Raw genomic sequence first — 21,687 nt, 5'->3', positions numbered from 1 at the left:
TTGGCCAGGCGCTTCCCAAATCTTTCCAGAATTGCCTATTACTTTAGTGGTTCACTTTGTGAGTTGCCTATGAAAGTGCTGGTAGTCGAAGATGAACAGGGGCTGGCCGACAGTATTACGGCCTACATGAGTCGGGAAGGTTATGTCTGCGAAACAGCGGCTACCTTCCGGGAGGCCGACGAACGGGTCTACCTGTACACGTACGACTGTGTTATTGTCGATTTAACACTGCCCGATGGCGACGGCCTGCAATTGATTCAGAACCTGAAGCGGCTGGAGGCAACAACCGGCGTCATCATTATTTCAGCCCGCAACTCACTGGAAGACAAACTAAAAGGATTGGAGATTGGCTCGGATGATTACCTCACCAAACCCTTTCATCTGTCAGAGCTGAACGCACGCGTGAAATCATTATTACGTCGGCGGCAATTCGGGGGACAGACCGAAATTCGGCTTGCAGACATTCGGGTAGTGCCACAGTCCCGGCTGGTATTCGTGAACGATCAGCCAACGCCACTTTCACGGAAAGAGTACGACCTGCTGCTGTATTTTCTGTCTAATGTGGATGTGGTACTGACGAAAATGTCCATTGCCGAACACCTCTGGGGTGATAATATCGACTCGGCCGATTCGCTGGATATGGTGTATTCGCACATCAAAAACCTGCGCCGTAAACTCATTGACAAAGGCGCGGGCGATTATGTGCAGTCGGTTTATGGCATTGGTTATAAATTCAGCCAATCGTGAAGTTACTCGCCCAGACCAATCGGATCTATCTCGCTTTCTCGCTGGTGGTTTACCTGCTGAGTGCATTGGCTTTCTACCAGATTATCCGCTACCTGATTTACGATGAGGTAGAAACCCGGCTACAGATTGAAAAGCAGGATTTTGAAGCATACGTCCGGACGCACAATACCTGGTCCAGTAGCCCCTACTTCGTCGAAAACAAGATCGAGGTAACGCCTGCAGGCAACCAACCCATAACGGCCGAGATTCTTACCGATACGCTGATCCGCAACCGCTACAATAACGAAGTAACGCCCTTCCGACAACTCGCCTTTTACGCGTCGATTCAGGGGAAAGTCTACCGGGTTGAAATTCGAAAGTCACTCTTTCAGACGTTTCGGCTGATTGAGGCCCTTACCCTCGCCATGTTGCTGTTCCTGGGGCTACTGCTGTTGGGGACGTTCTGGTTCCAGAGTCGGTTGTCGGGACGGCTCTGGCATCCATTCTACAAGACGCTGTCTCGGATTAAGCGATTTGACTTGCGCCAGCACGAGCCTTTACAACTATCGTCCTCCAGCATTACTGAGTTCACCGAGCTGAACGACGTATTCAATAAGATGGCCGACAAAATGCAGCATGATTACCGAAGCCTGAAAGAATTTACGGAAAATGCCTCGCACGAGATGCAGACGCCCCTGGCGCTGATCAACGCCAAAGTCGAGCAGCTGATTCAGTCGGAGCAGTTGACGCAGGAGCAAACTACCTGGATTGAAGCTATTTACCAGGCATCCCGGCGTATGGCGCGGTTAAACCAGGGGCTATTACTGCTGGCCAAGATTGAGAACCAGCAGTTTGTTAATGCGCAACCTATCGATTTGACCGCCGAACTCCTCCAGCGGCTGACGGACATGGAAGAAGTTTTACTTCATAAAGATATCACCATCCGGGCAGAAACTCAGCCGAACCAGGCCTTCTACGCTACACTGCCAACTTTTCTGGCCGATAGTTTACTATCCAATCTCGTCAGCAACGCCATTCGGCACAACTGCCCGGGCGGTCGAATTGAGGTTCAATCATCATCTCATTCGCTGTCGCTCAGTAATACTGGTCCGGCTCCCGTAACGGACACAACAGCGCTGTTTCAGCGGTTCAAGAAAGAATCCAGCGTCCAGGAATCCGTCGGGCTCGGCCTGGCTATCGTGAAACAAATCTGCGATACGTATCAACTTGCGGTTTCGTATCAGTACACGAATCAGCAACATACGCTGACGATCACTCATCAGCCGGAAAACTAACGTCGCTGCTGCCGGGCCTGTAGCTCATGGAGCAGGTAATCCAGCCCGTTCAGCCGAATTTCGTACATCGTCTGTAACAGCTGGCCCAGTTTACCCGCCGGAAATCCTTTCTGGGCAAACCATTCCAAATAGGAAATAGGCAAGGCTCGAATCAGTTGCCCTTTGTGCTTGCCGAAGGGCATTTCGTAATGCAGCAACTCAAGTAACAGTTGCGGGTTTCCGTTCGGTTGATCAGACGTCATCGTGTATTCGCGTTACGCTTTTTCCGTGTAAAAAATGGCCAGCCAGATAGTATTGGTATCTTCTTTCGTCCACGTCACCCGGTGCCGAACGTGAGCAGGAATATTGACGTACGCCCCCGGTACTAACTGGATATCATGGTCCTCCCCTTCTATACGCAAACGGGCTTCCCCCTGTAGGACGACAACCCATTCGGCTTCCGCCTGATCATACCAAAAATCGGGTGGGGATACCTGCCCCTGCGACACGATTCGTTCGACCCGGAAGTCCTTACCCGTCAGCAAGTCGGTCATCAATTCCTCCGGTAGTGTGGCCGGAATGGCTGCGTAAAGATTACTGGTTGACGTGGGTGAATGCATCAGGGCTAAATGAGATGATTGCTGGCTTACCGCAAACCTACCCATTTAGCCCTTATCAACAAATGTATTTCGTGCGTACGCTACCTTATCGGATTACAACCGGAAAGGTTACATCCAGGTCCGAGGAGCCGGGTGCCGCGGTACCATTTTTCGTGTTTGGCTGGTGACGAAGTACGACGTTCAGGTTGCCCGAGCTGGCGGCACCGGTCCGTACGCTGGTCGCAAGCCCAATTGGATATGGGCCAGGCGATGGGTTAGAATCTTTGTCGGTAGCCGTTACCGTGAGTGAAGCCGGCGAACTACTTGCCGGGGTATACGTGTAAACGAACAAATGTTCGTTGGCTTCCTCCCGAATATCGTCGGTTTGGTTCACCGTTGGCGTTTTCGATTTATCCAGCAACGTTACCGAGCCATTGTAGGTCGCATTGGTTCTCAGGGTTAGCGTCGCATTCGTTACGTTCGGCTGCGCGTTGCCAATTCCATCGATGGTAGCGGTTACGACTTCCGTTGGGGCGGCCGTGTTCGTTAGCGACAAGGTCGCCGTGGTAATCTTTTCGTTGTCGTCGGTAGGCGTCGGGTTATCTTCTCCCCGATTACAGGCGCCTAGTAATACAGTAACAGGTACTAGTAGGATAACGGCTTTCGTGAAAAGCTGCATAGCGTATAAAATTAAAAGTGAAACAAACAGAAAAGCTCATCTAACGGGTTACCCAAATGACAGGGGAACCTTGATTTTTAGCATGATATTCCGGCCCGGTGCATCAGCGAAATAGCGAAACCGGTCTAAGTAGTCGCGATACGTTCGATTCAGCAGGTTACTGCCGCTCAGAATGACGTTAATCAACTGCTGACCGGCCCGCCACGAAAACCCCGCTTCGGCGCCCAGTAAGGTGTAGGCTGGCGGAGGTGGCGCAAAGTCTCCGGTAAAGGTCAGCTGACCGTTCTCCTGCCGCTGCGTAACAGCGGGCGCCCGATTCTGACGGGCTACGTACAGTACGTTGGCACTGACGTAGGCTCCGGAAATTCGTCGCGGGTTTGAGGCCGTTTCCGGCGTTAGCTCGTAACGTAGTCCGTTGTCCGTTCGGTTAGGTGGGATATACACCAGGTACCCTCGGTTGGTCTGATCGTAGGCAAAAAGCAGCGACGTTTTGGACGTAATACTCAGACGGCCAGCCAAGGTGTACCGGATGGTCGCATCAAGCCCCCGGAACGTAGCGCGTACCTGATCATAAGAGTATGCCGGAAATGCCCCCCGCTGCCGCACGATGGGCACCGAATCGGGTTTCAGATAGATATAATTGTTGATCAGATTACTGTACAGGTTTACGTCAGCGGATAGCCGTTTGCCGGTGTACGTCAGCACGATATTGCCGTTATACGCCTGTTCGGGGTTCAAATTAGGATTACCTCGTTCGTAAGCCACGGCGCTCTGGTGCAGCCCATCAGAGTACAAATCGCTGACGTTAGGCGCACGCCAGGCCGTACTTAGATTAGCAGCCAAACTCAATTGTGTTGTAAATTGATACGTAGCCCCCAGCGAACCCGTTACGTTATCCCAGTCGCGGGTTTGGGTAGTTACGCGTCTGGTCGATTCGTCCAGGAAGAAAGCGCGCAGCCAGCGGTAATCGTAACGCAGCCCCCCTTCTACCGTCCAGCGGTTGCGGGCGTAGCGCTCGATGGCAAACAAACCCGCGCCGGAAGTCCGGTAATTCGGAATCAGGAACAAGTAGCGCCGGACGTTGCCCTGCGTTAACCCCGTTAGTCCGGCGCTACCAGAAAAATTGCCACCATGAGCAGTCTTAACGGGTGCGTGTTCCCAGACCAGGTCGGCCGTTTCGGTAGTTAGTTTGAGGTATAATTCCGGGTCGGTAACGCGGCTGAACGACAGAAAATCATACTCTCGCCGGATGTTCTGCTGCTGGGCCAGCGTGGCAGTCAGTGTCCCCCAACGATCCGAATGCAAGAACGCCTTTGCTTTAAGCAGGTTATGCTGCACCTGCTGATAAGGCCGACCTAAAGCGAAGGAAAATTCCGGCTGTACTAGCGGTTCTGGGCGGAAAATGGCAGCATAGAAATCAGCCAGACTACCAACCTGAGCCCCCGTGAATAAGCCAACGGTGGCATTGTACTGGCTAAAGAATACCTCCACCCCCGCATGCCGACGGGAGTAGTTGATCGTTCCCGACAAATCGTTCTCGCGGTAGCTGCTGTTTTCGAGGTAATAAGTCGGTGTTTTCGTGTAGCCAACACGCTTCAATGTGCCCTGCAGGCGCCAGCTTAATCCGGCCAGTTTTTGGCCAAGCGCCTGTTCAAGTAGTCCTGATACAGTCCCCTGCCGGCCATTGGTCCCGCCCACGAGGTTTAGTTCACCACCCAGTTCGGGAGCGGTTGGCATGGCCTTGGGTTCCACTAAAATAACGCCCCCAATGGCATCAGATCCGTATCGAATACTGGCAGCGCCCTTGATCACCGTCAGCCGGGCGGCCAGGAACGGATCGATCTGGGGAGCGTGCTCAGTACCCCACTGCTGATCTTCCTGTCGAATGCCGTTGTTTAACGTAACGATCCGGTTGCTATACAGTCCATGAATGACCGGTTTAGAAATAGACGGTCCCGTCTGGATGGAATACAGGCCGGGCAGTGTTTTCAGACTCTCCCCCAGCGATTGCCCCCGCGTTGCGTCGAGGCTATTACCCGCTAAAGCGGTCTGCACCTGAAGTAGCTGCTGTGCTTCGGAGCGTCGTTCGGTTACAACAACCTCCTTTAGTGTCTGGTTGTCAGGCCTTAGCAGTACAGGAGGCAACGTAACGAGTGAATCGACTCCAACCGTTACGGCTATGGTTTTCTTTTCGTAACCCACAAATTGGTACTCAACCGTATACGTCCCGGCGCAGACATTGGTCAGCCGGACGTAGCCTGTCGTATCGGCCACAGCCCCTGTGGCCAGTTCGCGGACATACATGGTGGCTCCGGCCAGCGGTTCGCGGTTGTCCTGGCCTAGTACTTGCCCGGTTAACGTAGCAACGCAGGGCGGCTGAGCATAACCGCCCGTCGCCAGCGCAACGTTTACCAAAACTACCAACCAACAAATAATATGTCTACACCAACTCATCCGCTACCTGTAACGCATGATCGATACCAGGCATCGGCACCTAATGCAACTACGTTGCAAATTTAGCACCTAAATTTGGTTTACCTAATGCAGTATATCAAAAACCAGTTCCCGCAGGATATCACCTTCACTCAGCGTGGGTGCATCAATTCCTTTGCTGCGGGCGTCAGCCCGGCGAATGGCGTGAATAATATCAGCCACTTTGTTCAGCGGAAACGTTCGGGCGGCACTCAGGTAGTCTTTCACAAAAAACGGATTGACACCCAGCAGTGGTGCTAGTGCTTTGTCACTCTGATCTTTGGAGGCCTGCACCAACAATACCTTGCTGAAATAGCTGAACAACTGGGCCAGGATGACGACGAGTGGGTTGTCTTTGGGGTTCCGGGCGAAATAATCGACAATGCGATTCGCCTTCACGACGTCACGCTGCGTCAGTGCTTTCTGCAATTCAAAAACGTTGTATTCTTTGCTGATACCAACCAGCCGTTCAACCGTACCGGCCGATATTTCCTCGCCAACGTGGAGATTAATCAGAATCTTGTCAATTTCACCAGCTAAGCGTTTGAGATCATTACCGATGTGGTCGGCTAGAAGCTGACAAGCCTTCGGACTAACTTTAGCCCCCTGTTCGCGGCAGTACTCGCCTATCCAGTCGGGAACCTTATTGTCATATAGCTTTTTGACACCCAGCAGTTTTCCCTTGTTGCAAAAGGCCTTAACCCAGGCTTTCCGTTCGTCAAGCGCTGGCTTTCCCTCTTCCTTGGTGTAGCACAGCATCAGGATTGTACTGGCCAGCGGGTTGAGGACGTAATCTTCGAGCAACGTCTGGGCTGATTTATCACCAATCCCAGTCAACTGCTGGGCTTCTTTGACCAGCACCAACTGCCGCTCGGCCATGAACGGATACCGGCGGGCGTAGTTCAGTACGGCTCCCACATCAGCGTCTTTTCCGAACAAGACAAACTGGTTAAAGCCCCGCTCGGCGACCGGGACGGCTACCTTTTCCAGCTCCTCGGCAATACGATCAATGTAGTAAGGCTCGTCGCCATGGATGAGATAAACAGGCGCAATTCGCTTGTTGCGAATATCTTTCAGGATAGTATCTACGGCAGCAATCAAAACAGAATCGGAGAATTAACGAGATAGACTCGTGTCAGCTGTTAACACGTTTTGGGGCAAAATAATCCTACAGCAGATCGGCCTGCAACTGTTTGAGCTAATATTAATCAGCAGTCGAGTTGAGTATAATTAGATCCGTCGTTAACAACGCTCATGACCACTTCGGGCTGTGTAGGCTTGCTTTGTGTATCAATCTAAAACAAAGCAACGTATGGCAACGCTCACACAGTCAACTTTTTATGTAGCACTATCAACTAGCCGCCTGCTTAACCGCTACCGTCAGTTTACCGCTAACGCCGAGTTTAACCGCCTGGGCTGGGCAGCCACGGCGCTCACCATTCAGGGGTGTATCTTGTCACCTGTTCACATTCTTCTGATGTCCACGTACGGCGGTGGCGATTGGCAATTCCTGGTCAGTATGCTTTGTTTTCTGCTGGTTCTAGTTCCTATTCTGGCAGCTCAGCCGGTTAAATACATTTTCCCGGCTTTCAGCATTAGTTTGTTGGTTCACCTCACTATGGTCTTGCTCAACCTGCTGTAGCCAGCTTACCCGCATCAATAACCCTTACCGCTATGAAAACCCAACGATACGTTCTACGCTTTCTGGGTGTGGGTCCAATTCACCCGGACGACATCAGCTATTTCCAGTCTCAATTACGGGTGCTGGATCAAAGCCAGCATTGTCTGCTGGTCAACAGTACACCCGATCATCTTAACCAGCTGCTGGAGGAAATGCCCCTCTGGCAGGCCGAGCCCGAGCGGCTACACCAGACGCAGGAGTCTGACTCTGCACCTTACCCTGGTTCTTATCAGAATCTATTGTTGACGGCAGTACTGATTCTGGTGGGGCTAGCGATATTGTTTCCTTTTGCTTTCTGATTTACTCTCGTTTTAACGTTGACAACCTCAAAATCAGCACCTTACAAAAACCCAAATCCTTTAAGCATAATTACTTATCACTAAAAACAGTAGTGAATTGACAGTCAAACCTATACCAATTAAAATAGTAAGTTATTTTTCGCCGGATACTGCCACGTTTTGAGCGAGTTTGTCGTAAGGAGTAATGAATCAAAACCGTATTTGACTCTTTACTCTTTGCTCGCATGAAAAAGCTCATGACAACTGGCGTTGTGGTGGCAGTAATGCTTCTAGGCTACGCTTGTACAAAAAACGCTGACGACACACTATCTCCGGATGCCAGCGCGGCTCGTCTGGGTGGTGTTGCCAGCGGAACGGCTACGGGCCCTCACAGTGGAACGGCTTCACATCCCCACAGCGGCACCGGCACACCGCCCCATAGTGGCACGGCCACGCATCCACACAGCGGCACCGGCACACCGCCCCATAGCGGAACGGCTACAAGACCTCATAGTGGAACGGCAACCCCTCCCCCAAGTGGTACCGCTACCCCTCCGCATAGCGGCACGGGCACGCCACCGCACGGCCCTGGCAAACCCAAGCCGAAACCGGGGAATTAATTAAGTGCATTCATAAGAAAAGCCTGCCGTTACGTAACGGCAGGCTTTTCTTATGAATGGGTCAAACGACAGCACAGTATTCCTATAACTGATGCCCAACATCATGGACATGTGCGGTCAGTTGTGGCCAGAAATGGTTAAACTGCTCACTAATAAAATCGTAATGTTGCTCAAGATCGACAATGGCCGTATCCAGGCCAGATGGGTAGGCGGTTCGGCGGGAAATGCCTGTCAGCGAACGGTCGATTCCCTCCAGCGTCTGGTAGCTTGCCAGCCAATCGTAGCGAACCATAGCGTTGAGCATCTTTACAGCGTTAGTAGGCAGACGGGCGCTGTTTTGCTGTAGTGTACGATAAACGTACGTTATAAATGCACTCAACTCCTCCCCTGTCAGCGCTGAAAACTGCGTAGCCAGAAAGTGATCAAAAAATACGTCGACAGCCACGCCCGCGTATTTATGGCAGCGGGGATAGAGCAGTTCCCGTACGGCGGCTACGTCCGGATGATCATCGGTGAACGTATCGATGGACCGGTGCAAACGCACTCCCGCCACAATGCCAGGTTCCAGCCCATGCCGCTCACTGGCGGGGTTTCCTTTGATAAAGTCGCCGATAAAATTACCGATTAACCAATCGTCGTTATGCGCCGACAGACAGGCGTGCGCCAGGATATTCATGCCACGCGCGGACTTTGGCCAGCCTTGGTCAGCGGGGGTTCCGATACCAACGTAACGCCTTCGCCCGGCTCGTACCGGTCGACCGTTACGCCAAACCGGCGCAGAAAATCAACACCCTCGTCCGACCCGATCCCTTTGTATTCAGCGTACGAATGCAGGAATACCACGCGGGCAATCTTCATACTATAGATGATGCGAGCGCAAGCGATACAAGGAGACAGCGTTACGTAGATGGTGGCTCCCTCTACCTCCGAGCCATTTTTGACGGCGTATAAAATGGCGTTCTCTTCGGCGTGTAGAGCCAGGGAGCACGACCCTTTCGAATCGCGCGGACAACCGATGTCAGGAAATTCGTCATCACAGTTGTGCGTCCCGGCGGGCGGGCCATTGTAGCCAATAGAAATAATGCGCGTATCGCGGGTCAGCACCGCGCCAACCTGCGCTTTAATACAGTGCGAGCGTTTGGCCAGATTGACGGCCAGCTCCATAAAAATATCGTCGAAGCGCGGACGGGGTGTACGTAGCATACAGGCAAAAATACAAGGAAAGCCGAACGGCACCAACCTGACTACTGAGCGGTAATTAGACTTTTCTTCGAGCGAAGCCAGTCAGGACGGGTGGTGACGACCTCCGCCTTTAGTTCGTTTAGCATGGCGTACAAGCCGTAATACGTTCGGTTGACATACAGCCCATCCTGCGAGCCACGAGCAACCTTGGAGCTCCGTAGCTCTTCCAGACCGGACAGTTCCTCGGCAAAGGCATAGACTTTGTTGAAATAAACATCATCGCCAAAGTCGAAGGTTTCCGTTAGGAATGGCTCGCCCAGCATGCGAATCATCTGCTTGAACAAACCCGTGAAAAATACCCGATCCTTAGGCGAATCGGCTGACGACAGGAATTCGAGGTTTTCAAAAATCTGCTCGGTCAGCGTGTCATCGTCGATGGTATCGGGGTTAACGAGCCGGAAGTAGTTGTCGTAGTAAAAATCAGGAATGACTTTCACACAGCCGAAGTCAATCACGCCCATTGTCCCGTCGGGCCGCATCAGGAAATTACCCGGGTGCGGATCGGCGTGGACCTGCCGGAGGGTATGAATCTGAAAATCATAGAAATCCCACAGCGCCTGTCCGATCTGGTTGCGTACCGCCTGCGACGGATTTGTCAGCAAAAATTCTTTCAGGTGCAGGCCATCCAGCCAGTCCATCGTCAGAATTCGCTTGGACGAAAACTCGGGGTAATACGTTGGGAAGACCAGGTTGGCAATGGATGCGCAGGCTTCTGATATTTCGATAGAACGCTTCAGCTCCAGATCATAATCTGTTTCTTCCAGCAGCTTCGATTCAACTTCACTCATGTAGCGATCAATCTGCCGCTCGTCAAGATTCAACAACCGAACGGCCAGCGGACGGGCTATTTTCAGATCGGAGCTAACCGCATCGGCGACGCCCGGATACTGCACTTTGACAGCCAGCTTTTTCCCATCTTTCCAGGCCTGGTGGACCTGTCCGATACTGGCAGCATTGACCGCTTCGCTATCAAACTTATCGAACAACTGCGAGGGCGCTTTGCCGAAATACGTCCGGAACGTTTTGACAACCAGTGGCCCCGATAGCGGTGGCGCTGAGTATTGCGCCATCATAAACTTGTCGGAATAGGCAACCGGCAGCAGCCCTCGGTCCATGCTTAGCATCTGCGCCATTTTCAACGCCGATCCTTTCAGTTCGCTCAGTGCGTCGTATATATCCGCGGCATTATCCTTGTGCAGTTCTTCCTTCGACAGACTTGGATCGATCAGTTTCTTGCTGTAATGCTTAATATAATTACCACCGACCTTTACCCCCGCCTTTACAAACTGACTGGCACGGGCTACTTTGGTCGTTGGGACGGAGTTTTGTGTTTTCATGAACAATGAAGGAAAGAGCAAATGAGGAAACGAGTGCCAGAGCCGCCTTTTGAGGAGTCGCTCTTTCGCCCTTTCCTTCTTTCGCTCATTTATTTTGGTACATAAATTTCGCCAGATCAAACAGGCTGTCCAGCGGGGAGCGGCCGATCAGATCAAAGGCGGTGTTGACAGCCTTCTCGATGGCGGTATCGGTTTTTTCGAAGTTCCGGCTGACGTCACGTATCCAGAAATCCAGAATATAGATCGTTTGCCCCCAGAGTGCGTTGGGATAGCGATCGGTCAGAAACGGCCGAGGCTCGACTTCTTTACTTTCGCGGCCTTCGGCCAGCAAATCGCGGGCGTAGTCCAGAAAAGCTTCTTTAAACGGCTGCAGCACCCGACTGGTACCGGCCTGCCGCCCCGCCCGTTGCCGCGCTTTGGCAATTGGACTCGCTGCTGCCATCTCCGACCGAAGCCGACCATAGCTATACGTAACAAAGCTGCGTTGGGCTTTCAGCAATTCAATCCAGGTGTAATAGAACGCTAATACCTTCTCCCGAACCGAGTACCCCTGGTACGTATCATCGGCTTCGACGGTGGTTTTGGCTTCGTTGAAGAGCGACAACCACACATCGGCTTCAATGGCATCAAAAGAGGCATAATCAGCATAAAAATCAGCTTCAGCCATCTTCAGCTTTTTGGCAAACTGAAAGACAGAGATAGGCTGTTTATCGTTTTCGAGCACGTATTCAACGTACGCTTTACGGATTTTTTCGGGCGTTTCCATATAAATTAGAACGGTCTGTACACGGGAAAAGTTTGTGCGCGATCACTCAAAAACCGTTGCGCAATAAGCGCCATTTCACATAAATTCCGGCAAAATCATTCCTCTTTATTTTTCGCATGAAGTACAATCTACTTGGTCTCCTAGTCTTCTTTGGTCTGGGGTGCGCACAACAGGCATTGGCTCAGGCCTCATATGAGATCGCGGGCGACAAACCCGCCATCATCAACGGCATTGAATATGGGTATGCTATCCGCAACGAAAGCAAAAAAGATGTGGGTAGTAAAGGCACCTTCAGCCGGTATGAGCTTACGGTCTACGTATCGAACAAAAGCGGCTGCACCAAACTGATGTTCCCGAAACAAACCTTATTCGGTCTGCAAAACCAGGATCTATTGGCCAACTTTGACTGCTTGAACGCTACCGGTGCCCGCATGACATCCAAATCAGCCACGGTGCGGGCCCGTCCATTTACGGTCCCGTACGCTACGGCTACGAAAAACGCGGAGGGCAAAACCGTAACAACCACCGTGCAGGTGCAGGCCGGACACATGCTCGACAACGGCGAAACCATTTCCGAAGACATCATCGTCCTGGTTCCCGAGGGTGAGTTACCCACCATGAAAGTTCGGATTTAGGTACCAGCTAGCCGCTTCTCTTTACCAACCCGTCCCCTCTGTTTCCGATACGTTTCTTTTTGACGTATTTTTGTCGCCAGAATGGTAACCCAATCCTGTTGACAATGAAACGAATTAATTCTGGTTCGGTCTTTACGTTTTTTGCTTTGCTCGCGGCACTACTGGTGAGCGGGCGTAGCTTCGGCCAGTATGGGTACGGCGGTTACGGACGGGGCGGGATGTACGGTGGTGGTATGGGTCGATCAATGGGAGCCGGCCAGACCAGCGGGCTTTCACCAGCCATCCCAAACATTGCCGGTGACCTTGCTAACAAGGAAACAAAATGGCTTAAGGAAAACCTGAACCTAACCAAAGAGCAGCTCAAGGACGTAAAAAAGCTCAACAACGATTACGGTAGCCAGCAGCAGGACGCGATTAAAGACATCGTCGGCAAAGGCGGTGGGCGCCCATCACCGGAAGCGATCAAGCAGATTCAGGATATGATGATGATGCTGAACGAAGAGAAAGAAGATCAGCTCAAAACGCTTTTGACCCCGGAGCAGTGGACCCTTTATCAGTCCAAGAAGGAGGAGATGCAGAAAGCCGTCGGCGGTTTTAGACCGCCCGCTAAAGGCGTTGCTGCTCCACCGGCCTCAACGACGACTCCTTAATATACTTGAACCAGCTCATCAGTCGATGAGCTGGTTTGTTTTTAGCTGTATCCGTACTAAATGCGCCTATCATCGGAGAGAAGCCGCGTCAATAGCGCTGGCTTCTCTCCCGTACTGCCTGATAAAAATTACTTTCTCAGTACGAGCATATCAATCTGCCGCTCTTGCGGAACCAGACTCAGCCCCATAGCTGAAAGAGCAGTCGTCAAACTAGACGGGTTTTCGGGTTGATATGAGATTGTAACGTCCATCTTTTCGCGGTTCTGCGTTTCGTCAATGACCAGTCTTCTGTCGATGCCGTAGCTTTCTAAAAACTCCGCAACATCCTGCATGGTGACCGCCTGTTGGTCCATTTCGCCCTGACGGGCGGAGTACGTTCGCTGTCCTGATTTGTTACGGGGAATCTGATCAAACTTTGCCTGGTCTGTTACGCGCAGAACATTCACTTGTTTGCGTTGCGGTTCGATGCTGGTACGGATATCGAAGCGACTAGCCAGCTCCGCCCGCAAAACAGGCAGGAGCTGCTCTGGGCGGTCAACGATCAGATCCACGCAGTAGACGGGTGATTTATCAGTGCTACCGGTCTCATCGACAGTACGTTTGTACGAGTAATTTCCATAGGCGATTCGGTACAAGGCCGTCAGCGGTAGATTAAGACAGGTAATCCGCCGATTTTTGAACACGCTGTCTCGCAAATGAGTCGTAGAAAAACTCGGAGCTCCCTCAATCTGAGCCTGCATGACAAACCGATTTCTGACGGTATCGGCCGCCCCGAAATACGTTTTCAGTATGTCAGGCAAGCTCATCGAATTGTCAATTTTCTCAGCCAGGTGTACGGTCTGTTTCCGCCAAAGACTATCGATCAATCCATCGGTGACTATGTCAGGCGTAGCTTGCGCGACCAGCGTCCCATCCGGCCCGATCAAAACCGTGTGCGGAATGATGTGATGCGGGAACAGACTCGCTATCGTATGCGCGGAGTCGATAGCAACCCACAAATTAGACGGGCGAGCGGTCAGGTACTGCCCAATACGTTTAGCGCTTTCGTCGGTGATGGCAATGACCTGTAACTGGTTTGCGTGGCGCTTCTGCAAAGCCGCCAAGTGGGGCATGGCTTTCAGGCAGGGGCTGCACCAGGTAGCCCAAAACTCGAGCAGTACCACTTTGCCCCGCTGCGCGGCCAGTGTGGTTGTCTTCGTCGGGGCATTGAGCAATGTTGGGATCAAAAAGTCGGCAACAGGCTGGCCGTTTTTGGGCTGAGCTAATCCATGCTGGACCGTCAGCAATAGCAGGACAAGTAACTTTTTCATGGTATTCGTTTGATTGTTACAAACCACGCCACCAAACGCGTCGCCCTCGATTAACGGCCGTTAATTTGGGTTAATTAGTGTTAACGCGGATGCGGAGAGTCATCGGCAACCTGTACTTTTAGCCGTATGAAGAAGCATATCAACCTGATTCTTTGGCTGATGTCGTTGTGCGTGCTCGGCATCATCGGTCTGCAACTGTTTTGGAACTATCAGCATTACCAACGCACTGTAGCGACCTTTAAGCACGATAGCAACGAGGCTCTACAGGTAGCGGTGGATCAGGAGATCGAGCAGCGTCGTCAGTTAATAATCGATCGGGCAAAGCGGTGGCTGGCCGACACCAGCTTTATTCGCATCACCTGCGACGTCAATAAGCGCCACGGGCAAACAGTTTTCTATGTAAACGACCGTTATCCCAAGTTTGCCGGCAGCCAGGGGTTATCGTTTAGCCTACGGGATTTTACACCCAAGCTGAACCACATCACCCCGCAGGCCAGGCAGATGGCAATCGATCATGTTGGCAATAAAATGTTGCGTAAAGATCTGATGAACGGTATGACCTATTATTATACCCAGCGGCTGGGTGACAGTCTCGTTGCCGCGCTTGACAAAAGTCACCTGCGTCTGGCCATATTGGATACGTTGTTTCGGCGGACGTTAATAAGCCAGGATATTCAAACGCCGTTCGTACTCAATCCCATCGATACATTAACCGACAACTTCTTCACGCGCCCCGTTAACGCTTCCTGGCGACGACCGTTTGCGCAGGAACTTGTACGAGCCGGTTTTGCCAGTCCCAATCAGTACTTTTTTCAACGCATGAAATGGGTCATGTTAACGACCCTCCTGCTGATTTCAGTTTGTGTCTTTTGCTTTGGCTATACCGTAAAAACGCTGCTTTCGCAGCACAGGCTGGCGGAATTGAAGGACGACTTCATCAACAATATGACTCATGAACTCAACACCCCGTTATCCTCTATCAAGATCACGACTGAAGCGCTCAAAACTTTTGCCTACGAGCCAGTAATGCAGCAGGAGTACCTGAACATTATCAGCTACCAAACCGAAAAGCTAACGGACCTGACAAGCCGTATTCTTCACGCTAATCGACTGTTGACGACAATGAACCATCACTGGCAACCGCTTGATTTACGAGGAATTATTGCGAGAGCGCTGGCCGACATGGCCGTCCGGTTCGATCACGAACGAGCCTGTGTTCACTTCGATCCGGGTGACGTTCCCCTACTGGTCAACGGCGAAGAGGGAGGGCTGCTAACGGTTTTTACCAACGTTATGGACAACGCGTTGAAATACACACCGGGCTGTTTACAGCTTGATATTCAACTGGCAACCAAAAACCGATGGGTAGAGATTTCGTTTGCGGACAATGGCATTGGGATTCCAGTTGACTATCGAACTCGGGTTTTCGAACCTTTCTTTCGAGTGCCGCGCGGCAATGTACACGACGTCAAAGGCTACGGGTTGGGCCTGAACCACGTACGTCAAATCCTGCGCCAACATCGGGGCTCGGTTCAGGTCGGCGCCAACGAGCCAACCGGTAGTCAGTTTATTATCAAATTACCCTTGCTCTAATGGACCTCCCGCGTATTCTTCTCGTTGAGGACGAGCCCTTTCTGGCTAAAGTTATCAAAGATAGTCTGGAACAGCGCCACTATGCCGTGACTTACGCTGGGGATGGCCGGAAGGCGTACGAGTTATTTCAGCAGGACGACTTTTCGCTTTGTATTGTCGACGTTATGCTGCCTCAGGTAGATGGTTTTACGCTGGTTAAGCAGATCCGAACGCTCACGAACCAGGTTCCTGTCTTGTTTTTAACCGCCCGTACTGCCACCAAAGACGTAATCGAAGGGTACGGTAGTGGCGGTAACGATTACCTCAAAAAACCATTTAGTCTGGACGAGTTATTTTTACGCGTTCAGGAGTTGCTTAAACGAAGCAAGACAATCCTGTCTCCCGCTGAAACGGAGTACCAGATTGGCCAATATCGGTTCTTCCCTACTAAGCAAACGCTTCTGTTGCCCGGTCATGCAGCAACGCGGTTATCACACCGGGAAACGCAATTGTTGCAACTGCTATACGAATTCCGAAATGACGTACTGCTCCGCAAACAAGCCTTGGTAAGCCTATGGGGCGATGACAACCCATACCATGCCCGCACGATGGATGTCTTCATTACGAAGCTCCGCAAACAGTTGAAAGATGATACGTCAATTACCATATTAAATCTTCGGGGGGTAGGTTACAAACTAATTTGTTGAACACTGGCCTACTTATTCATTCGAGGTGAGTATAACCGATAAACCATCTTCTTCCAGCACTGTCTAAGGGTCACTATCTACCTACTCTTATGCCATGCTACGCCCTTTTCTTTTCTCCCTACTTTTTGCTGCGTTGCTAGTCGCGTGCAGTACCGGAAAAACCGCCTTAAACCACGGCCGTTTCGATCTGGCCGTAAAACGAGCCTCGCAACGACTCCAACAGCCCAAGGGATTTAGCAAACGGGGGTATACGCTGGCTCCCTGGGTACTCCAACAAGCTTTCGTACGCGCCTACGAGCAGCACCAAACGGCAATCCGGCAACTGTCATCTCCTGCGAACAAGGCTCCTTTCCGCTGGGAAGCAGTTTATAATGTTTACGAAAAACTACAAACCCTGACCGATGACGCCCATAAAGCGCGTCGGGCTCTCGACCGGCGCGTGCTGGCAGTCTGCGACAGCTGCCCCAACTGGCTGGCCGTTTATCCCGCGTCGTACCAGGACCGTCAGCGCGATACGCGGGAGTTAGCGGCTACCGACCGTTACGATGCCGCCGACCAGGCGTTCGTATACCGGGAAGAAGACCGCTTAGCCGCCAAAGACGCTTACCTGAATTACCAGAAGGCAAATGACTGGGTGCCTAACTACCGCCAGTCTCGCGCGAAAGCGGAAGAGGCTCTCCCCTTCGCGATACTACGGGTTGTGGTCGAGCCACTGGGACCAACGCACGAAATAAGCCAGACGGACAATCAGCGGTTAAGCGACAGGATTCTGGACCGACTCGGCCGCGTCGATGCGCCCTCTACGTTCGTTCGGCTTTACCAACCCACCGAATCCGCCGGTGACGGATTCCCCATTCATCAGGCCATCCAGATGCACGTAAGCAACTACGACTCGTACGACGAACGAACTTCTTCGTCCAGCACGACGATTTACAGCACGCAGGAATATAAAGTCGGCGAAAAAAAGATCAATGACTCGACGAAGGTAGACATCAAAGAGAAAGTCAAAGGTACGCTGACCACCTACCGGCGGGAGATCCGGGCGGGTCTTGATTTACGGATGCGGGCTACTGATACCCAGACGGGCAAAGTCCTCTGGGAAGAGCCCGTTTGGGAAAGCCGTACCTGGCAAACGGAGTGGGAAACGTTCAGCGGTGACGATCGGGCCCTGAATGGCAGCAGCCTGAAGAGTGCCAACCTCTTTCCTCCCTCCCGCTGGACCCTGTATTCCGATATGAGCGATGAATTAGTCGGCGACGTAGTGCGTCGCCTGCGGTCGCGGTACAGTCGAGATTAGCCGACCTTCGCTGCACCAACATCAGCTACCGCTGGTATAAAACCGAATGCCGTTGGCTCGGTTAGCGCTGGAACAGGCTTTTGAATTGCATAGTTTACCTTCTCAAACGCATTTAACTGCTTCTTTATGCCGCTCCATCGCTATGGAATCCTGAAAGGGAAAGTTGTCGATTCGTTACCCGGCACGACCCGCAGCAACCATTTCCAGATTCACGTTCTGGCCAAAGGCGAACACAACCGCATTGCCATCAACGTGCTGTCGAACGATACGAAGAACCGGAACCTCCAGTTTCTGGTGATCGATTCCTTTCGGCACCCCGTCTGTGACCGGATCAAAGGGTTACCCGAAGGCTTCACGGCAGTTGCTTCTGAGCCGAATGGAATGGCCCTGGATTTCATTCGGGGAAATCTGTTCGACATTAATCAGATGCAGATTTTGCCCCCATCCCAGGAAGGTCCCGACAATGACCTGAACGATAAGATAGGTTTTTACGTCGATCAGGCCAAAGCCCGTCAGGCTGATGTTTACGCGTTCGGCGAAAAGTGGGGACCGGAAGCCAGTAAGCCCGATCAGTATTTCGGTTTTCGGCCGGGCAATGGCATCCACGACATCCACATGAATCAGGGAAACCCACCGGGTCCGCACGCGGGCGACAATGGCGTGTGGCAGGACGGTGCCTTACTCATCCATTTTCCAGAAGAAGATCGCTGGGTGGCTTACTTCCTCAAATTCCAGTCGCAGACGGTACATACCGAAGAACCCGGCGGGGAAACGCCCGGTGAGGAGACACCCGGGGAGGAAATACCAGGCACACCCGGTGAAAACCTAGGCGGTACCCCAATCAATAGTACACCCGAGTTGGCCAATGGGCTACGAATTTTGGCGGCTCTGGTAAATCCAGCGGGCGAAGATTCGGGCAACGAGCGAGTGTTGCTATTCAATCCGCTGGCGAAAGCCGTGTCGCTCGATGGCTGGGCGATCCTGAACTCGCAGAAACGAAAAGAAGTACTCACGGGTCAACTGGCCTCCGGTGAAACAAGAGTCATCCAGCTCCGCGGAACGCAGGCCCAGTTAGCGAATAAGGGCGGGATTATTACGCTGGTGGACCAGGCCGGACTCAAGATTCACGGTGTCAGTTACACCCAGGTGCAGGTTGGTACGCCGGGCGAATGGGTCGTATTCTGACGACAGTCATCAGTCAATATTCGTTACGTAGGCACCCATTTGCCGCACCGAATAGCAGCGAATACCCCGCCGACCGGCTTCGGCTAACAACCGGTCGGTCAGGGGTGTTTTGTTGGAATCATCGAAGACAATCTGTCGGGCGACAACTCTACCCTTGAGTTGCTCCCAGTCCCGCAGCGCGTTCCGACGAATGATCAGGTAATCAACGACGGCCGGCAATTTCCAGTGACTCTTCCCCGTCAATTTGTTAACAAGCAGGATGCTTTTTCCCTGCCATACCCAAAGTCCGTAGGCTGAAGTTTGGTAATAAGCCGGTATGGCTGGAGCGGGCAAGGTATCCCGCCGACTAGCCAGCGAGGCAATTTCGGGTCGGGAAATTCCCCAGCCACCGAACGTATTTTTGAGGTAAAAGTCATACGAACGCGTATCGCTGGTGTCCAGGTCGGTTAGCAAGATGCTGTTATAACCATCGGTTAAGCTGACAGCTGTCTTATGCGGCAGAAAATGTACCGCCAGCCGACGCTGGTGACGTTGCTCATAATCTCCCCAGATGGTTCCCCCCGCCAGCAGCAACGCCAGCCAGCAGGTCACCCAGGCATAGGTTCGACTCCGGGTCAGGAGCAGCATAATGCTACCAATAATGATTCCGTACACCAACGCCAGAGCGAAGGGTGACAACCACAGCCCATCCCAGGCCGCGCCGGGCAGTTTCCCCGTTTGCGTAACGGCGTAGTTAAGCAACCAGGCTACCTGTTTCAACAGCCAGCCCAGTCCATCGTTTACATACGGTATCCAGCTCACAGCCAGTAGCGCCATCGCTAGTGGAAGCAGTACAAGCGAGCAGCCCATGACCAGCGGATTGGCCAGCAGGAAATACGTCGGGAACTGATGAAAGTAAAAAACCGCCAGTGGGAACGTAATAAGTTGGGCGACTAGCGCCACGGCTGTTAACTCCCAGAGTTTGTTCTGCCAGGTGTAGCGGAACGTAATGGACTGATACAGCGACGACTGCCAGGCTCCCAAACCGGCCACCGCCAGACAGGAGAGCTGAAAGCCAGCCGAAAACAGGGCATACGGATCGTAAAGTAGAATAAAGAACGTGGCCGCCCCCAACGTGTTGGGCAACGGAGTCCGCCGACCCAGTGCCTTAGCAATCAGCAGCAGCGAGAACATGCCCGCCGATCGCAGTACGGGTAACGAAAAACCCGTAATAAGGGCGTAGAACCAGAGGATCGCCAGTTGCAGCAGCACCAACCAAACCCGATCGTCGCGCTTACCCGCCACCAAGCCGATCAGCCAGGTTAATATCAGAAACAGAATACCGACGTGCATACCCGACACGGACAGAATGTGCACGGCCCCCGCGATGGAGTACGCCTGATACTGCGCCGAATCCAGATCGTCCCGAACACCCAGAATCATGGCGTTGATGATACCGTACTCAGCCCGGCTTACAATCTGCCGCGTAAAGACACCATCGGCCCACTGATTGGTCCGAATGGCCAGCTGGGTCAGTGGATTTGGTGGATCAACGCCAAGAACTCGGCGCTGAAACGGACGTAGGTACTGCTGGTGGTAGATTCCCCGGTAACTTAGATGACGTTTGTAATTGAACTCTCCTGGATTCAGGGGCGGGTCGATCAGTCGGGGCGCTCCCGTTACCAGCCACACCTCACCGTAACGGGGCATTGGCTGGTTAGCCTTGTCAAGATAGACCAGTACCCGTCCACTCATCGGCTGCCATTGATGACTAACTAAACCCCGCCGAACCGCTAGTTCAACGCGGTACGTTTTGGCCCGTTCTTCGGGCTGGGCCGTGACAACCCCTACGTAATTTTGTAGTAACGTATCAGCGGGCGTAGTGGCAACGTGGAGAATAGAATCCGGCTGATTGCTCCCCGTTCGTAGGTACGTTACCAACCAGCCCAGTGTTACTAAGACCAGCAGAGCGCCCAACCCGGAAGCGGTTTGACTTGGTCGGTAGCGTTGCTCATCTTTTCGCCGAAAGCTGAGCAACAATAAGCCCCCTCCCGCTAGCAGTATGAGCCAGGGAAGCCATCTGGTTTCCGGTAGCAGTACGTAAAAACCGATTCCGAGACTAAGACCAGCCGCGTACCGGACAAAGGGGTAACTGCCGAAGCCGGTTTTCATTGCGTGACGTAAGCAGAACCTGGCAGGACCATTTTGTAGTGCTGGATACCTGCTTCCTCAAACATTGGCCCGACCGGCACGAAGCCGAAGCCAGCGTACAAGGGCATCGCCGTTACCTGCGCATGCAGGTAAATCCGCTCGATGGGTTCGGGTTGCTCGCTGAAGATACTATCAAGAACGGTACGGACCAGCGCTTTCCCCACGCCTTTCCCCCGGCACTCACGCAGCACGGCAAAGCGCTCCATCTTTACCCCTTCCGACGTGCGACGCCAGCGGGCGGTTCCACAGGGAGTCCCGTCTCTGGTTCTGGCCAGAAAATGCGTACTGGTCGATTCGTACTCGTCGTATTCTTCTTCGGCCGACACGCGCTGCTCTTCCACAAATACAGTCCGGCGAATTGAAAAAGCCGTCTCCAGATCGACAGGACTGGTAATCGGTAAAACGTTGATCATATAAGAAGCAACTGGTCGCCCTGAGCAACCAGTCGATTGGTGACATTATGGTGA

23 protein-coding genes are annotated in these 21,687 nt (G+C 52.5%); 11 read left to right on the top strand and 12 right to left on the bottom strand.

What is annotated here, in order from left to right; genetic code table 11:
• Positions 1 to 69 precede the first annotated feature (69 nt).
• A complete protein-coding gene (locus tag ACYVAD_RS10840) occupies positions 70 to 747 on the top strand; it encodes a response regulator transcription factor (protein WP_461139504.1) in 678 nt (225 codons plus the stop codon).
• Positions 744 to 2,021, top strand: coding sequence for a sensor histidine kinase (locus ACYVAD_RS10835; RefSeq protein WP_461139503.1), 1,278 nt, complete (start codon positions 744 to 746; stop codon positions 2,019 to 2,021). The genes ACYVAD_RS10840 and ACYVAD_RS10835 overlap by 4 nt, the downstream gene beginning before the upstream one ends.
• Here the strand turns inward: ACYVAD_RS10835 and ACYVAD_RS10830 are convergent.
• The 5 genes from ACYVAD_RS10830 to holA form a co-directional block, all read right to left on the bottom strand.
• Positions 2,018 to 2,263 (bottom strand): DUF3820 family protein, encoded by a 246-nt coding sequence (locus ACYVAD_RS10830; RefSeq protein WP_461139502.1) that lies wholly within the window; start codon positions 2,261 to 2,263, stop codon positions 2,018 to 2,020. The genes ACYVAD_RS10835 and ACYVAD_RS10830 overlap by 4 nt on opposite strands.
• A 12-nt stretch (positions 2,264 to 2,275) precedes the next feature.
• Positions 2,276 to 2,620 carry a cupin domain-containing protein gene (locus ACYVAD_RS10825; protein WP_461139501.1) on the bottom strand — a complete coding sequence of 115 codons (345 nt, stop codon included), beginning with the start codon at positions 2,618 to 2,620 and terminating at the stop codon, positions 2,276 to 2,278.
• 85 nt (positions 2,621 to 2,705) lie between these two features.
• Positions 2,706 to 3,278: a hypothetical protein gene (locus ACYVAD_RS10820; protein ID WP_461139500.1), complete on the bottom strand. Its 573-nt coding sequence runs from the start codon at positions 3,276 to 3,278 to the stop codon at positions 2,706 to 2,708.
• A 48-nt stretch (positions 3,279 to 3,326) separates the two neighbouring features.
• Positions 3,327 to 5,693, bottom strand: a complete 2,367-nt coding sequence (locus ACYVAD_RS10815; RefSeq protein ID WP_461139499.1) for a TonB-dependent receptor — start codon at positions 5,691 to 5,693, stop codon at positions 3,327 to 3,329.
• A 123-nt stretch (positions 5,694 to 5,816) separates the two neighbouring features.
• A complete protein-coding gene (holA, locus tag ACYVAD_RS10810) occupies positions 5,817 to 6,851 on the bottom strand; it encodes a DNA polymerase III subunit delta (protein ID WP_461139498.1) in 1,035 nt (344 codons plus the stop codon).
• Between the two features lie 211 nt (positions 6,852 to 7,062).
• Here holA and ACYVAD_RS10805 point away from each other — a divergent pair, with 211 nt between their 5' ends.
• From ACYVAD_RS10805 to ACYVAD_RS10795, 3 genes are all read left to right on the top strand, one after another.
• Entirely contained in the window at positions 7,063 to 7,392 is a 330-nt protein-coding gene (locus tag ACYVAD_RS10805) for a hypothetical protein (protein ID WP_461139497.1), read from the top strand.
• A 32-nt stretch (positions 7,393 to 7,424) separates the two neighbouring features.
• Entirely contained in the window at positions 7,425 to 7,730 is a 306-nt protein-coding gene (locus ACYVAD_RS10800) for a hypothetical protein (protein ID WP_461139496.1), read from the top strand.
• Between the two features lie 224 nt (positions 7,731 to 7,954).
• Entirely contained in the window at positions 7,955 to 8,329 is a 375-nt protein-coding gene (locus tag ACYVAD_RS10795) for a hypothetical protein (RefSeq protein ID WP_461139495.1), read from the top strand.
• Between the two features lie 82 nt (positions 8,330 to 8,411).
• Here ACYVAD_RS10795 and ACYVAD_RS10790 read toward each other — a convergent pair whose 3' ends face one another.
• The 4 genes from ACYVAD_RS10790 to ACYVAD_RS10775 form a co-directional block, all read right to left on the bottom strand.
• The gene (locus ACYVAD_RS10790) at positions 8,412 to 9,005 is read right to left on the bottom strand and encodes an acyl carrier protein phosphodiesterase (RefSeq protein WP_461139494.1); all 594 of its coding nucleotides are present in this window, start codon (positions 9,003 to 9,005) and stop codon (positions 8,412 to 8,414) included.
• Positions 9,002 to 9,532, bottom strand: a complete 531-nt coding sequence (locus ACYVAD_RS10785) for a deoxycytidylate deaminase (RefSeq protein ID WP_461139493.1) — start codon at positions 9,530 to 9,532, stop codon at positions 9,002 to 9,004. The genes ACYVAD_RS10790 and ACYVAD_RS10785 overlap by 4 nt, the downstream gene beginning before the upstream one ends.
• Before the next feature lie 41 nt (positions 9,533 to 9,573).
• A complete protein-coding gene (locus ACYVAD_RS10780; RefSeq protein WP_461139492.1) occupies positions 9,574 to 10,908 on the bottom strand; it encodes an ABC1 kinase family protein in 1,335 nt (444 codons plus the stop codon).
• Between the two features lie 85 nt (positions 10,909 to 10,993).
• Positions 10,994 to 11,674, bottom strand: coding sequence for a TetR/AcrR family transcriptional regulator (locus ACYVAD_RS10775; RefSeq protein ID WP_461139491.1), 681 nt, complete (start codon positions 11,672 to 11,674; stop codon positions 10,994 to 10,996).
• Between the two features lie 116 nt (positions 11,675 to 11,790).
• Between ACYVAD_RS10775 and ACYVAD_RS10770 the strand changes: the two genes are divergently transcribed.
• Both ACYVAD_RS10770 and ACYVAD_RS10765 read left to right on the top strand, forming a co-directional pair.
• Positions 11,791 to 12,309 carry an ABC transporter permease gene (locus ACYVAD_RS10770; protein ID WP_461139490.1) on the top strand — a complete coding sequence of 173 codons (519 nt, stop codon included), beginning with the start codon at positions 11,791 to 11,793 and terminating at the stop codon, positions 12,307 to 12,309.
• A gap of 104 nt (positions 12,310 to 12,413) precedes the next feature.
• Positions 12,414 to 12,959 (top strand): hypothetical protein, encoded by a 546-nt coding sequence (locus ACYVAD_RS10765; protein ID WP_461139489.1) that lies wholly within the window; start codon positions 12,414 to 12,416, stop codon positions 12,957 to 12,959.
• Positions 12,960 to 13,087: 128 nt separating this feature from the next.
• On the opposite strand, the gene ACYVAD_RS10760 is transcribed toward ACYVAD_RS10765, so the two are convergent.
• Entirely contained in the window at positions 13,088 to 14,269 is a 1,182-nt protein-coding gene (locus ACYVAD_RS10760) for a redoxin domain-containing protein (RefSeq protein ID WP_461139488.1), read from the bottom strand.
• A gap of 126 nt (positions 14,270 to 14,395) precedes the next feature.
• Between ACYVAD_RS10760 and ACYVAD_RS10755 the strand changes: the two genes are divergently transcribed.
• From ACYVAD_RS10755 to ACYVAD_RS10740, 4 genes are all read left to right on the top strand, one after another.
• Positions 14,396 to 15,862: a sensor histidine kinase gene (locus ACYVAD_RS10755; protein WP_461139487.1), complete on the top strand. Its 1,467-nt coding sequence runs from the start codon at positions 14,396 to 14,398 to the stop codon at positions 15,860 to 15,862.
• A complete protein-coding gene (locus tag ACYVAD_RS10750; RefSeq protein WP_461139486.1) occupies positions 15,862 to 16,548 on the top strand; it encodes a response regulator transcription factor in 687 nt (228 codons plus the stop codon). Before ACYVAD_RS10755 ends, ACYVAD_RS10750 begins: the two co-directional genes overlap by 1 nt.
• A gap of 94 nt (positions 16,549 to 16,642) precedes the next feature.
• The gene (locus ACYVAD_RS10745; RefSeq protein ID WP_461139485.1) at positions 16,643 to 17,845 is read left to right on the top strand and encodes a hypothetical protein; all 1,203 of its coding nucleotides are present in this window, start codon (positions 16,643 to 16,645) and stop codon (positions 17,843 to 17,845) included.
• A gap of 126 nt (positions 17,846 to 17,971) precedes the next feature.
• On the top strand, positions 17,972 to 19,030 hold the full coding sequence (locus tag ACYVAD_RS10740) for a DUF2278 family protein (RefSeq protein ID WP_461139484.1): 1,059 nt from the start codon (positions 17,972 to 17,974) through the stop codon (positions 19,028 to 19,030).
• Between the two features lie 9 nt (positions 19,031 to 19,039).
• On the opposite strand, the gene ACYVAD_RS10735 is transcribed toward ACYVAD_RS10740, so the two are convergent.
• Both ACYVAD_RS10735 and ACYVAD_RS10730 read right to left on the bottom strand, forming a co-directional pair.
• On the bottom strand, positions 19,040 to 21,181 hold the full coding sequence (locus tag ACYVAD_RS10735) for a ComEC/Rec2 family competence protein (RefSeq protein ID WP_461139483.1): 2,142 nt from the start codon (positions 21,179 to 21,181) through the stop codon (positions 19,040 to 19,042).
• The gene (locus tag ACYVAD_RS10730) at positions 21,178 to 21,633 is read right to left on the bottom strand and encodes a GNAT family N-acetyltransferase (protein WP_461139482.1); all 456 of its coding nucleotides are present in this window, start codon (positions 21,631 to 21,633) and stop codon (positions 21,178 to 21,180) included. Before ACYVAD_RS10730 ends, ACYVAD_RS10735 begins: the two co-directional genes overlap by 4 nt.
• Positions 21,634 to 21,687 lie beyond the last annotated feature (54 nt).

This window comes from Spirosoma pomorum (genome assembly GCF_054776615.1).
The sequence above is the reverse complement of the archived record's forward strand: the minus strand, read 5'-3'. Positions and strand labels throughout refer to the sequence as shown.